We start from the raw sequence: 13,242 nt of genomic DNA on the forward strand, positions 1-13,242 counted from the left end.
GTGGGCCGGTCGCGCGCCGTCGCCGCCACGCGTGCGTGCGCTGATAGCCGTGATGCATGCTCCTCACCCCCCGCGGGCGTCGCCTGAAGGTGACCGCGCTCCTCGCCTCCGCCGTCTCGGTCTGCCTCCTCGCCGCGAGCGCCCCGCCGGCCCCCCTGGGCGTCGGCGACCGCCTCTTCCCGTACCTGGGCAACCCCGGGTACGACGTGGCGTCGTACGACCTCTCCTTCACGTATCCCGGCTCCAACGACAAGCCGCTGCGGGCCGTCACGACGATCGACGCCTGGACGACCCGGGACCTGGACCGGCTCAACCTCGACTTCGCGCACGGCAAGGTCGAGTCGGTCGAGGTCGACGGGGACCCCGCCGACTTCGCCACCGCAGGCGAGGACCTCGTCGTCACGCCCGAGGACCCGCTGCAGGAGGGCAGCTGGACCCGCATCACCGTCCGGCACACCAGCGACCCCACGGCCCCCGGCGGCGAGGACGGCGGCTGGGTGCGCACCGCGGACGGCCTCGCCATGGCCAACCAGGCCGACGCGGCGCACCTGGTCTTCCCGTGCAACGACCACCCCTCCGACAAGGCGATGTTCACCATCCGGATCACCGCCCCCGACGGCTACACCGCCGTCGCCAACGGAGTGCCGGCCGGCGTGGACCGCGTCGGCAGGAAGACCACCTGGACCTACCGCACCCAGCACCCCATGGCCACCGAACTCGCCCAGGTCTCCATCGGCCGTTCCACCGTGCTGCGCCGCCAGGCCCCGCACGGCCTGCCGGTGCGCGACGTCGTGCCCACCAAGGACGTCAAGGCCCTCGAACCCTGGCTCGCGAAGACCCCCGACCAGATCGCCTGGATGGAGAGCAAGGTCGGCCCGTACCCCTTCGAGACGTACGGCCTGCTCATGGCCGAGGCCTCCACCGGCTTCGAACTCGAGACCCAGACGCTCTCCCTCTTCGAGAAGGAGCTGTTCACCGAGCCCGCCTACCCCAAGTGGTACATCGAGTCGATCATGGTGCACGAGCTGTCCCACCAGTGGTTCGGCGACAGCGTCAGCCCCCGCACCTGGTCCGACCTGTGGCTCAACGAGGGACACGCCACCTGGTACGAGGAGCTGTACGCGCAGGAGACCGCGCAGCGGCCCATGGAGACGCGCATGAAGGCCGCGTACGGAGCATCCGACCGCTGGCGCGCCGCCGGAGGGCCCCCGGGCGCCCCCAAGGCGCCCGCGCCCGGCCAGAAGATCAGCATCTTCCGTCCCAACGTCTACGACGGCGCCGCGCTCGTCCTGTACGCCCTGCGCCAGGAGATCGGCAAACCCGCCTTCGAGCGCCTGGAGCGGGACTGGGTGCGCCTGCACCGCGACGGCACGGCCGGCACCGCCGACTTCGAGCACCTCGCCTCCCGGGTCTCCGGCCGCGACCTCGGCGCCTTCTTCCAGGCCTGGCTGTACGGCGACAAGACCCCGCCGATGCCGGGCCACCCGGACTGGAAGTCCACCCCGCCCGCCAAGGCCGCGCCCCGGAAATAAGGCGGTGACGAGACGTCCCGTACCGTGCGACCATCTTCCGGACGGCGCGGCACGGGTCGCGGGAATCTCCCGGGGTACTCAAGCGTTGTCCACTGTGAACGCCGGTATCGGCATCCCCATCGACGTAAGGATCCAATGACCTCCTCTTCATCCCCTTCCCAGGACACGCAGCGATTCGCGCACTCGTACGCCGAAGGTCTTCGGGCCGATGCCCTGATGGAAGAGGACGTCGCCTGGAGCCACGAGATCGACGGAGAACGGGACGGCGACCAGTTCGACCGCTCCGAGCGCGCGGCCCTGCGCCGCGTGGCCGGCCTCTCCACCGAGCTCGAGGACGTCACCGAGGTCGAGTACCGCCAGCTCCGCCTGGAGCGGGTCGTCCTCGTCGGCGTCTGGACCTCGGGGACCGCACAGGACGCGGACAACTCCCTCGCGGAGCTCGCCGCCCTCGCGGAGACCGCCGGCGCGCTCGTGCTCGACGGCGTGATCCAGCGCCGCAATGAGCCCGACGCGGCGACCTACATCGGTTCCGGCAAGGCCGTCGAGCTGCGGGACATCGTCCTGGAGACCGGCGCCGACACCGTCATCTGCGACGGTGAGCTCAGCCCGGGCCAGCTCATCCACCTGGAAGACGTCGTCAAGGTCAAGGTCATCGACCGTACGGCCCTGATCCTCGACATCTTCGCCCAGCACGCCAAGTCCCGCGAGGGCAAGGCGCAGGTCGCGCTCGCGCAGATGCAGTACATGCTGCCCAGGCTGCGCGGCTGGGGTCAGTCGCTGTCCCGTCAGATGGGCGGCGGCAAGGGCGGCGGTCTCGCCACCCGTGGTCCCGGTGAGACCAAGATCGAGACCGACCGGCGGCGGATCCGCGAGAAGATGGCGAAGATGCGCCGGGAGATCGCGGACATGAAGACCGGCCGCGAGATCAAGCGCCAGGAGCGCAAGCGCAACAAGGTGCCCTCGGTCGCCATCGCGGGCTACACGAACGCGGGCAAGTCCTCGCTGCTCAACCGCCTGACCGGCGCCGGTGTCCTGGTCGAGAACGCCCTGTTCGCGACCCTGGACCCGACCGTCCGCCGGGCGGAGACCCCGAGCGGCCGCCTGTACACGCTGGCGGACACCGTCGGATTCGTCCGGCACCTGCCGCACCACCTGGTCGAGGCGTTCCGCTCCACCATGGAGGAGGTCGGCGAGTCCGACCTGATCCTGCACGTGGTGGACGGCTCGCACCCGAACCCGGAGGAGCAGCTGGCCGCCGTGCGCGAGGTGATCAGGGACGTCGGCGCCATCGACGTACCCGAGATCGTCGTGATCAACAAGGCGGACGCGGCCGACCCGCTGACCCTGCAGCGGCTCATGCGGATCGAGAAGCGTTCGATCGCCGTCTCGGCCCGCACCGGCCAGGGCATCCAGGAACTGCTGGCGCTCATCGACAACGAGCTGCCCCGGCCGTCCGTGGAGATCGAGGCCCTGGTGCCGTACACCCACGGCAAGCTGGTCGCCCGTGCCCACGACGAGGGTGAGGTGATCTCCGCGGAGCACACCCCGGAGGGCACCCTGCTCAAGGCGCGGGTGCACGAGGAGCTGGCCGCGGACCTGCAGCCGTACGTGCCGGTTCCCACGGTCTGACGTCCGAAGCGAAACCCGAAGGCCCGCCCCCTGCGCAGGTGGCGGGCCTTCGGGTTTCCCGGTGTCACCGACCGGCGAACTTCCTGCTCACCGAGTCGTAGACGCCCTTGGCCACATCGCCCAGTCGCGGACCGGCCAGCCAGCCCGAACTCACCGGGCCGATCGAGGTGTTGGAAACCAGTGCCGGCCTGCCGTCCGAGCCCGTCTCCACCCAGCCGCCGCCGGAGGAACCGCCGGTCATGGTGCAGCCGATGCGGTACATCGTCGGGTCCGAGGCGTTGAGCGACAGCCGCCCGGGCCTGTCCGTGCACTGGTACAGCAGCTGCCCGTCGAAGGGCGCGGCGGCCGGGTAACCGGTCGCGGTGATGCTGGAGACCTTCGGCACCGCCGGGGCGTCGAAGTTGACCGGCAGCGCCGAACCGACCGTCTCCTCCAGCGACTTGCCGGTGCCGCCCTTCTCCGGCGTCACATGGAGGACGGCGTAGTCGTACGAGGCGCCGTCACCGCCCGTCTCGCCGCCCTGGTCGATCCACTGCTGGGAGGTCTTGACCCAGTCGGCCCACCACACGCCGTAGGGGGCCGCCTGGTCCCGGGTGGCGTTGCGCAGCTGGGCGGCCGTCCTGCCCGCGTCGTTGTACGACGGCACGAAGGCGATGTTGCGGTACCAGCCGCCCTTCTTGCCGGCGTGCACGCAGTGACCGGCCGTCCAGATCATGTTGGACTTGCCCGGGTGGGCCGGGTCCTCTACGACCGTCGCCGAGCAGACCATCGTGCCCTCGGGGGAGTCGAAGAACACCTTCCCGGCCGTCGCCGCGTTCGAGTGGTACCTGGGCGCCACGGCCTTCGCGTTCACCGGCGCGGGCGTCGGGTCGGTCACGCCCTGGTCACCCGAGAGGTCGTTGCTGTCGACGCTCTTCTCCGGGTCGTTGGCGCGGCGCATCCGGTCCGCGTCCCACAGCCCCTTGATGATCGGGTTGATGAACTCGTCGGCCTCGCGCAGCCAGTCGTCCTTGTTCCAGTTCTTCCAGTCGCCGTTCTTCCACTTGTCGATGTCTATCCCGTGCTCTTTGAGCTTGTTCCTGATGTCGTCCGGGATCTTGATCTTGCCGTCGCCGCTCCCGGTGTCGGTCGCGGAGGCCTGGCCGTCCGCCTTGTCGTCACCGGAGTCGCAGGCGGTGGCGGTGAGCGCCAGCGCCGAGGCGAGAGCGACGGCGGTGAGAACGCGGGTAGTTCCGCGACGCGCACCCCCGTCTCGCCGGGTGCGGAACGACGGCCGAATGGATCGCATGGTCGGAGACTCCCCCTGAGAAGAACGAACCGGGTGCCGAACCGCCGTGGTGGACAGGTGCCTTGGACCGGTTCGGCGTGCCCCTTGGCCGGTTCGGCGTGTGCCTTGGAACGGCACCACACACTATGCGCTCGCTGTGGGGGACTTCCGACGGTACGGCAACGGTTCCGTCACGGTAAGGATCTTGAAGCAACCCGTAACCCGTGCGGCGAGGGGAGGTTGTAGCGGTGGGGATTCTGCTGTTCATGGGCGGTCCCTCTGTGCCTGTGCGGCGGGAGGACGGTAAGGCGTGGCCGAGTCTGCGTGCGGGACGAGTGCGTCGGAGGGTACGGCCGGGGGCCGGACGGGCGCCGGGAAGCCGCCGGTGCCGGTGCGGGCGGCGCACCCGGTGCGGCCGGGCGTCCTGCGGCGCCCGCCGACGCGCGAGCCGGCTGCGCGCACCTATGCGCGGTCCCTGCCGATCGTGCCCGTCCGCGCCCGGGGGCTGACCATCGAGGGCGCGGACGGCCGCCGTTACCTGGACTGTCTCTCCGGCGCGGGAGCGCTCGCCCTGGGGCACAACCACCCCGTCGTGCTGGAGGCGATCCGTAGGGTCCTGGACTCGGGCGCGCCCCTGCACGCACCCGACCTCGAGACACCGGTGCGGGACGCCTTCGTCGCCGAACTGCTGCGCACCCTGCCGCCGGACTTCGCCGGCCACGCGCGCGTGCGCTTCTGCGGGCCGGGGGAGACGGACGCGATGGAGACCGCACTGCGTCTGGTGCGGGCCGCTACGGGACGTACGGCGGTGCTGTCCCTGAACGGCTCGGACGAGGGCTTCTGCGGGGAGGACATGGCCGGGGTGATCTTCCAAGCCGTCGAGGGGGAGGGCGGTGTCGTCCCGGTCCCCGACGCCTGGACGCGGCGCGTGCGCCGGCTCACCGCCGCCCGTTCCGTCCCGCTGATCGCGGACGAGACCCAGACCGGCGTGGGGCGCACAGGGGCCTTCTGGGCGGTGGAGCACAGCGGCATCACGCCCGACGTGATGGTCCTCTCCAAGGCCGTCGGCGGCAGCCTCCCGCTGTCCGTGGTGGTCCACCGCGCCGACCTCGGCACCGGGGAGCCCGGAACCTTCCACGGCAACCAACTCGCCCTGGCCGCGGGGACGGCCACCCTTTCCCACGTCCGTGAGAACGCCCTCGCCCTGCGCGCGGCCACCCTCGGATCCAGCATGCTCGGACGGCTTCGCGACCTCGCTCGCGACTTCGCCTGCGTCGCGGACGTGCGGGGGCGGGGACTGATGATCGGCGTGGAGTTCGTGGACCCGGAAGCGGAGGGTGCGGGTCAGCAACTGGCGGCCGCCGTACGGCGTGAGTGCCTGCGGCGTGGCCTGATCGTCGACCTGGGCGGCCGTCGGCAAAGCGTCGTACGACTGCTGCCGCCGCTGACGATCAGCGATGAACAGGCGGCCGCCGTACTCGACCGGCTCCGCGACGCGGTGGAGGCAGTGACCCGCGCCCGTCGACGCGCGTTCGTACAGGCAGGTCGAGAACGCAGGTAGTGCGTGCGTACAGGCAGGTCGAGAACGCAGGTAGTGCGTGCGTACAGACAGGTCGAGCACGCAAGTAGCGCGGCAGCACCCGGCTCGTCACCGCGCGGGCCGGAACCACCGAAGAGGACCACTGTGAACACCACCCGCACCCAGGGCCCAGCCCCCTCCGACGACCGGACGACGGAAAGAGTCCCCGAGCAGCGGGCCCGGGCCGCGACCGACGCCGTCGATCCGCTGGAGCACACCGACCCCCGCATCGCCGCCGATGCCGCGGCCCTCGAGAATCTGCTGCGGTGCTGGGTGCGCGAGACCGGCGTGGCGGCGGTCCCCGACGACGGCGTTCTCCGCATCCCGCTGCCCGCCTGCGGCACGGAACTGCACGTTCCGGTCCGGTACTGGTCCCCGACGGGATGGCACGGCTTCGGCCGCCCGCGCTTCGCCGGAACCCCCGACCGGCTCCCGCCCGCCGACGCCGTCACGGTCGCCGCCCTCCTCGCCCGCGAGACCGCCCCCGGCGCCGGGTCCGCGTCGGCGAATGCCTCGGCGGGCGCCGGTCCCGACCTGGTCGCGCGGGTCGCCGACTCCGTCCGCCGTACCGCCGTCTTCGTCCGCGAGCGCAGGGACGACCGCGCCGACGGCACCGACCTCTTCCTCACGGCCGAGCAGGCACTCGTCCTCGGACACCCCTTCCACCCCACCCCGAAGAGCCGTGAAGGTCTCTCCGAGGCCGAGGCGCGCCGGTACTCACCGGAGTCGCGCGGCCGCTTCCCCCTGCACTGGCTGGCCCTCGCACCCGCCGTGCTCGCCACGGACTCCGCCTGGACCGAGCGCGGCCGTCCCGTCCCCGCGCCACTGCTCACCGCCCGCCTCGCCGGAGCCGAACTGCCGCTGCCCGACGGCTTCGCAGCCCTTCCGCTGCACCCCTGGCAGCTCCGCGAAGTCCGGCAGCGGACGGAGACCGCGGCCCTCTTCGACGCCGGGCTGCTCCGCGACCTCGGCGCCCACGGCGCCGCCTGGTGTCCCACCTCCTCCGTGCGCACGGTCCACCGGACCGGCGCGCCCGCGATGCTCAAGCTCTCCCTGGGACTGCAGATCACCAACTCCCGCCGCGAGAACCTCCGCAAGGAACTGCACCGGGGCGTCGAGGTCCACCGCCTGCTGCGCACCGGCCTCGCCCAGCGCTGGCGGGCCGCGCACCCGGGCTTCGACATCGTCCGTGACCCGGCCTGGCTCGCCGTCGACGGGCCGGACGGCAACCCCGTGCCGGGCCTCGACGTGGTGATCCGGCACAACCCGTTCACCCCCTCTGACGACGTCTGCTGCGTCGCCGGACTGGTCTCGCCCCGCCCGCAGGGCCGGCCGGGTGTCCCGGCTCAATTTCCGCCGGCGGACGGGCCGGTCATGCGGTCCCGGCTGGACGCGTTGATCACCCGCCTCGCGGGCCGGACGGGCCGCCCGCGCCGTGCCGTCGCCGCCGAGTGGTTCCTGCGCTACCTGGACCGGGTCGTCCGCCCCGTGCTGTGGCTGGACGCGGAGGCCGGTATCGCCCTGGAGGCCCATCAGCAGAACACGCTGCTCCTGCTGGACGCGGACGGGTGGCCCGTGGGCGGCCGTTACCGCGACAACCAGGGCTACTACTTCCGCGCATCCCGCCGCGCCGAACTCGACGCGCGGCTGCCCGGAATCGGGGAGCACAGCGAGACCTTCGTCTCCGACGAGGTCACCGACGAGCGCTTCGCCTACTACCTCGCGATCAACAACGTCTTCGGTCTCATCGGTGCCCTCGGCTCCCAGCGGCTGGCGGACGAGCGGCTGCTGCTCGCGGCCTTCCGCCGCTTTCTCGGTGTCATCGCCTGCGGTCCCGACCGGCTGCGCACCCCGCTTCCGGCCCTCCTGCTGGACTCACCCGTCCTGCGCTGCAAGGCCAACCTGCTGACCCGGCTCCACGGCCTCGACGAGCTCGTCGGCCCGGTCGACACCCAGTCCGTCTACGTCACCGTCGCCAATCCCCTCCACCCGTCGTACCCGAGGAACATGCCCCACCCCGCCTTCTGAGAGGAGCGTCGCGGTGCCTCCCACCGACGCCAGCGCCCACGCAGCCCCCGCCACCGGCACCGACAGCGGTGATCCGACCGGCACGTGCCCGGCCGAGAGCAGTACCGACGTGGCCTCAACGCCCGTGGCCGCGGACCGCGAGGCCGCGGACACCGCCGCCGCGGACTGCGAGGACACGCTGGACCTGCGTCTGCCCGACGAACTGCTCGCCCTCCTCGAGGAGCAGGGCGGCGCGGACGACGGGCCGGGGCCGGACGGCGGTACGGCTCCACACCTCTTCTCCGCCACGGCTCCGCACCGCTTCCCCGCCACGATCGATCACGATCTTCTCGATCGTGTCGCCGAATGGGGTCCCGTCGCTACCCCCGTCGGCACCTTCCACCTCGTCCCCGTGGCCATCGAGCGGGACCTGCCGCTGATCACCCGCTGGATGAACGACCCGGCCGTCGCCGAATTCTGGGAGCTCGCCGGTGCCGAGAGCGTGACCGGGGAGCATCTGCGGGCCCAGCTCGACGGTGACGGCCGCAGCGTTCCGTGCGTCGGCGTGCTGGAGGGCACTCCGATGAGCTACTGGGAGATCTACCGGGCGGACCTCGACCCGCTGGCCCGCCACTATCCCGCGCGACCCCATGACACCGGCGTCCATCTCCTCATCGGTGAGGTCGCCGACCGGGGGCGAGGTCTCGGCAGCGCGCTCCTTCGAGCGGTGGCCGACCTCGCCCTGGACAGGAGGCCGGCATGCGCACGCGTCGTCGCGGAACCAGCGCTCCGCAACACGCCCTCCGTCGCCGCCTTCCTCACCGCCGGTTTCCGGTTCTCCGCCGAGGTCGACCTGCCCGACAAACGGGCCGCCCTCATGGTCCGGGACCGGACCCTGCGCGATCTGCTGTGACGCCGTGCCGCGACCGGTCCGGAGCGATCTGCTGTGACGCCGTGCCGCAACCGGTCCGGAGCGATCCAGAGCGGTCCAGAGCGGTCCGGACGGATTCACAGCGGTCCGAACCGGGCCGCAAACCTATCCAGACCGCTCCGAGTCGATCCGCAACGCTCCGGACCGATCCGGGTCGATCCGAGTCGAAACCCCGCGGAGGAGTTCCCGGTCTTGATCCCGTCCCTCGTCCTCGCCTTGATCACCCGATTGTCAGTGCCGGGCCGTAGGGTGGTCGCGCTATGACGAAGCCCTCACTCCCCGAACTCCTGCATGCTGCCGTCACCGCCGTCGGCGGTACGGAGCGCCCCGGCCAGGTGACCATGGCCGAATCGACGACGGTTCCCATCTGCTGGTCCAGGCCGGCACCGGCACGGGAAAGTCGCTGGGCTATCTCGTGCCCGCGCTCGCGCACGGGGAACGCGTCGTCGTGGCGACGGCCACGCTCGCCCTGCAGCGCCAGCTCGTGGAGCGGGACCTGCCGCGCACGGTGGAGGCGTTGCACCCGCTGCTGCGCCGCCGCCCGGAGTTCGCCATGCTCAAGGGCCGGTCGAACTACCTGTGCCTGCACCGCCTGCACGAGGGCGTCCCGCAGGACGAGGAGGAAGGGCTCTTCGACCAGTTCGAGGCCGCCGCGCCCACCAGCAAGCTGGGCCAGGACCTGCTGCGGATGCGCGACTGGGCCGACGAGACCGAGTCGGGTGACCGCGACGACCTCACCCCGGGTGTCTCGGACCGCGCCTGGTCCCAGGTGTCCGTCTCCTCCCGCGAGTGCCTGGGCGCCACGAAGTGCGCCTACGGCGCCGAATGCTTCGCCGAGATGGCCCGCGAGCGCGCCAAGCTCGCCGAGGTCGTCGTCACCAACCACGCGCTGCTCGCGATCGACGCGATCGAGGGCGCGCCCGTGCTGCCGCAGCACGAGGTGCTGATCGTCGACGAGGCGCACGAACTGGTCTCCCGGGTCACCGGCGTCGCCACCGGCGAGCTCACCCCCGGGCAGGTCAACCGCGCGGTGCGCCGCGCCGCCAAGCTGGTCAACGAGAAGGCCGCGGACCAACTCCAGACCGCCTCGGAGGGCTTCGAGCGGCTGATGGAGCTGGCCCTGCCGGGCCGCCTGGAGGAGATCCCGGAGGACCTCGGTTACGCCCTCATGGCGCTGCGCGACGCCTGCCGTACGGTGATCTCGGCGATCGGTGCGACGCGCGACAAGTCCGTCCAGGACGAGGACGCGGTGCGCAAGCAGGCCCTGGCCTCGGTGGAGTCGGTGCACGACGTGGCGGAGCGGATCACGAACGGCTCCGAGTGGGACGTCGTCTGGTACGAGCGCCACGACCGCTTCGGTGCCTCCCTGCGCGTGGCTCCCATGTCCGTCTCGGGCCTGCTGCGCGAGAAGCTGTTCGCGGACCGCTCGGTCGTGCTGACCTCCGCGACGCTGAAGCTGGGCGGCGGCTTCAACGGGGTGGGTGCCTCGCTCGGGCTCGCCCCGGAGGGCACGGAGGGCGACGACCTGCCGAAGTGGAAGGGCGTCGACGTCGGCTCCCCCTTCGACTACCCCAAGCAGGGCATCCTCTACGTCGCCAAGCACCTCTCGCGCCCGGCGCGCGACGGCGACCGCGCGGACATGCTGGACGAGCTGACGGAGCTGATCCAGGCGGCCGGCGGCCGCACCCTGGGCCTGTTCTCGTCGATGCGGGCCGCGCAGCTCGCGGCCGAGGAACTGCGGTCCCGGATCCCGGAGTTCCCGATCCTCCTCCAAGGGGAGGAGACACTGGGCGAACTGATCAAGAACTTCGCGGCCGACCCGCAGACCTGTCTCTTCGGCACGCTGTCGCTCTGGCAGGGCGTCGACGTCCCGGGCCCCAGCTGTCAGCTGGTGGTCATGGACAAGATCCCGTTCCCCCGCCCCGACGACCCGTTGATGAGCGCCCGGCAGAAGGCGGTGGAGGACGCGGGAGGCAACGGCTTCATGGCGGTCGCCGCGACCCACGCCGCGCTGCTCATGGCCCAGGGCGCCGGCCGCCTCGTACGGGCGTCGGGCGACCGCGGCGTGGTCGCCGTACTGGATCAGCGGCTGGCCACCGCGCGGTACGGCAGCTATCTGAAGGCGTCGCTGCCGGACTTCTGGTTCACCACGGACCGCAACCAGGTCCGCAGGTCGCTGGCGGCGATCGACGCGGTCGCGAAGCGGGCGGAAGCCGAATGACCGAGGGCCGGTCCGTCGTGATGACCTGACGGACCGACCCCGGACAGTGCAGGGCCCCGGAACCGGCGCAGGGGTTCCGGGGCCCGGTCAGAAGGCGGTACCCACGAGGAACCGCCCGCCGCAGCGGTCAGACACGCCGCAGCACGGCCACCACCTTGCCGAGGATGGTCGCGTCGTCGCCGGGAATCGGCTCGTAGGCGGAGTTGTGCGGCAGGAGCCAGACGTGGCCGTCCTCGCGCTTGAAGCGCTTCACGGTGGCCTCTCCGTCGAGCATCGCGGCGACGATGTCGCCGTTCTCCGCGACGGGCTGACGGCGGACGGTGACCCAGTCGCCGTCGCAGATCGCGGCCTCGATCATCGAGTCACCGACGACCTTCAGGACGAACAGCTCGCCGTCGCCGACCAGCTGGCGGGGGAGAGGGAAGACGTCCTCGACCGACTCCTCGGCGAGGATGGGGCCACCGGCGGCGATACGGCCGACCAGCGGGACGTACGACGCGGCCGGCTTGCCGGCGGTGTCGGTGGGCTGCACGGCGGCGCCCTGGTCGGAGCCGCGGACCTCGTAGGCCCGCGGGCGGTGCGGGTCGCGGCGCAGGAAGCCCTTGCGCTCCAGTGCCATCAGCTGGTGTGCGACGGAGGAGGTGCTGGAGAGGCCGACCGCCTGGCCGATCTCCCGCATCGACGGCGGGTAGCCGCGTCGCTGCACCGAGTCCCGGATGACCTCGATCACCCGGCGCTGCCGGTCGGTGAGCCCCGAACTGTCGGCCCGGATACCTGGAGGTCGGCCCGGCAGGGACCGCTTGTGCGCCTCTGGGTTCACGGCTTCGTTCATCGCATGCACCGGCTCGAGTCGGCCCTGGGAGCGGTCCTGGGCAGTGATGGTGGCACTGTCTGCGGTGGTGGTCACGTCGGCCCCTCTCGATGGTCTCCCTGCTGGACAACGGTAGTTGCTTTCGAAAGGTTGCGCCAAACACACGTTCGAGTGAAAAAGTGTGGATCGCCTGACTTGATCATGTGTCTGGGTGTATGGCTAACGCGTTTCCTGGCGGACAAAGGGGCGCATTGTTGTACTCTTCACCGCCGGGGTGACGGCCTCGTGGGTCGCTGGCCCAGTCTGCCATCCGGCATCCCGTCAACCGGGAACGGCCCCCCATCTGTGCGGGAGTCCCACGCCCTCTCCTTGCGGCGCCCACGGTATCTCCGCATGTGCCGGAACGGTACGCCCGTGCACTCCCGGGTTCCGTGTCCGAGGGTTCGCGGGTTATCCGGAGCGGCTCTGGGTACACGGTGTCGACCTCTCTGTGCGCGACACGCGGGATGGCCAGGGTTTATGAACCAGGCCCTACATCTAGTGGTTGGATGGCTACGCCAGCCCACAAGTTGTGTTTCTTTGCGATCCCCGGTGGCTTCCGCACCTCCGAGATCGCCTATGCTTGGGGCTGCTTCGAGGGGCCCGTGAGGCCCGGCGAGGCTATTGAGTCTGCTGTGCCGTGAGGAGGGTTGGAGTTCATGCACTGCCCCTTCTGCAGGCACCCCGACAGCCGGGTGGTCGACAGTCGTACGACCGACGACGGCACGTCGATCCGCAGGCGCCGCCAGTGCCCTGACTGCTCCCGTCGTTTCACGACCGTGGAGACGTGCTCGCTCATGGTGGTCAAGCGGTCCGGAGTCACCGAGCCCTTCAGCCGTACGAAGGTCATCAACGGCGTGCGCAAGGCATGCCAGGGACGGCCTGTCACCGAGGACGCGCTCGCCCAGCTCGGCCAACGGGTCGAGGAGGCGGTGCGGGCCACCGGGAGCGCCGAACTGACCACCCACGACGTGGGGCTGGCCATACTCGGCCCGTTGCAGGAACTCGATCTCGTCGCTTACCTGCGGTTCGCCTCCGTCTACCGGGCGTTCGACTCGCTCGAGGACTTCGAGGCGGCCATCGCGGAACTGAGGGACGGGACGCGCAGCGCAGCCGCGGACGACGAAGACCGCCGGGACGCTGTCGCGGGGAGCCAGGAAGACGACGGCGGGCCAGGAGGGACCGTGCAGGTCCCCGAGCCCGCCCACGCCGCCGACTGACCGGCG

General features: G+C 71.2%; 8 protein-coding genes and 1 pseudogene. 7 read left to right on the plus strand and 2 right to left on the minus strand.

Annotated features, from left to right (window positions below; translation table 11 throughout):
• Positions 1 to 56 precede the first annotated feature (56 nt).
• The gene (locus FBY22_RS06310; RefSeq protein ID WP_142143057.1) at positions 57 to 1,532 is read left to right on the plus strand and encodes a M1 family metallopeptidase; all 1,476 of its coding nucleotides are present in this window, start codon (positions 57 to 59) and stop codon (positions 1,530 to 1,532) included.
• Positions 1,533 to 1,667: 135 nt separating this feature from the next.
• A complete protein-coding gene (gene hflX / locus FBY22_RS06315) occupies positions 1,668 to 3,161 on the plus strand; it encodes a GTPase HflX (RefSeq protein WP_142143059.1) in 1,494 nt (497 codons plus the stop codon).
• 64 nt (positions 3,162 to 3,225) lie between these two features.
• On the opposite strand, the gene FBY22_RS06320 is transcribed toward hflX, so the two are convergent.
• Positions 3,226 to 4,449 (minus strand): serine protease, encoded by a 1,224-nt coding sequence (locus FBY22_RS06320; RefSeq protein WP_142143061.1) that lies wholly within the window; start codon positions 4,447 to 4,449, stop codon positions 3,226 to 3,228.
• A gap of 289 nt (positions 4,450 to 4,738) precedes the next feature.
• Here FBY22_RS06320 and FBY22_RS06325 point away from each other — a divergent pair, with 289 nt between their 5' ends.
• The 4 genes and pseudogenes from FBY22_RS06325 to FBY22_RS06340 all read left to right on the plus strand — a co-directional run bounded on the left by FBY22_RS06325 (position 4,739) and on the right by FBY22_RS06340 (position 11,166).
• A complete protein-coding gene (locus tag FBY22_RS06325; RefSeq protein WP_399210603.1) occupies positions 4,739 to 5,989 on the plus strand; it encodes an aminotransferase class III-fold pyridoxal phosphate-dependent enzyme in 1,251 nt (416 codons plus the stop codon).
• Between the two features lie 33 nt (positions 5,990 to 6,022).
• Positions 6,023 to 8,035, plus strand: a complete 2,013-nt coding sequence (locus FBY22_RS06330; protein ID WP_399210605.1) for an IucA/IucC family protein — start codon at positions 6,023 to 6,025, stop codon at positions 8,033 to 8,035.
• A gap of 13 nt (positions 8,036 to 8,048) precedes the next feature.
• Positions 8,049 to 8,927 (plus strand): GNAT family N-acetyltransferase, encoded by an 879-nt coding sequence (locus tag FBY22_RS06335; RefSeq protein WP_142143065.1) that lies wholly within the window; start codon positions 8,049 to 8,051, stop codon positions 8,925 to 8,927.
• A 278-nt stretch (positions 8,928 to 9,205) separates the two neighbouring features.
• Positions 9,206 to 11,166, plus strand: a pseudogene (locus FBY22_RS06340) (ATP-dependent DNA helicase).
• Between the two features lie 127 nt (positions 11,167 to 11,293).
• On the opposite strand, the gene lexA reads toward FBY22_RS06340, so the two are convergent.
• Positions 11,294 to 12,073 (minus strand): transcriptional repressor LexA, encoded by a 780-nt coding sequence (gene lexA, locus FBY22_RS06345; protein WP_142143067.1) that lies wholly within the window; start codon positions 12,071 to 12,073, stop codon positions 11,294 to 11,296.
• A gap of 602 nt (positions 12,074 to 12,675) precedes the next feature.
• Between lexA and nrdR the strand changes: the two genes are divergently transcribed.
• Entirely contained in the window at positions 12,676 to 13,236 is a 561-nt protein-coding gene (gene nrdR, locus FBY22_RS06350) for a transcriptional regulator NrdR (protein WP_142143068.1), read from the plus strand.
• Positions 13,237 to 13,242: the final 6 nt, after the last annotated feature.

The organism is Streptomyces sp. SLBN-31 (assembly GCF_006715395.1).
Classification (GTDB): Bacteria; Actinomycetota; Actinomycetes; order Streptomycetales; family Streptomycetaceae; genus Streptomyces.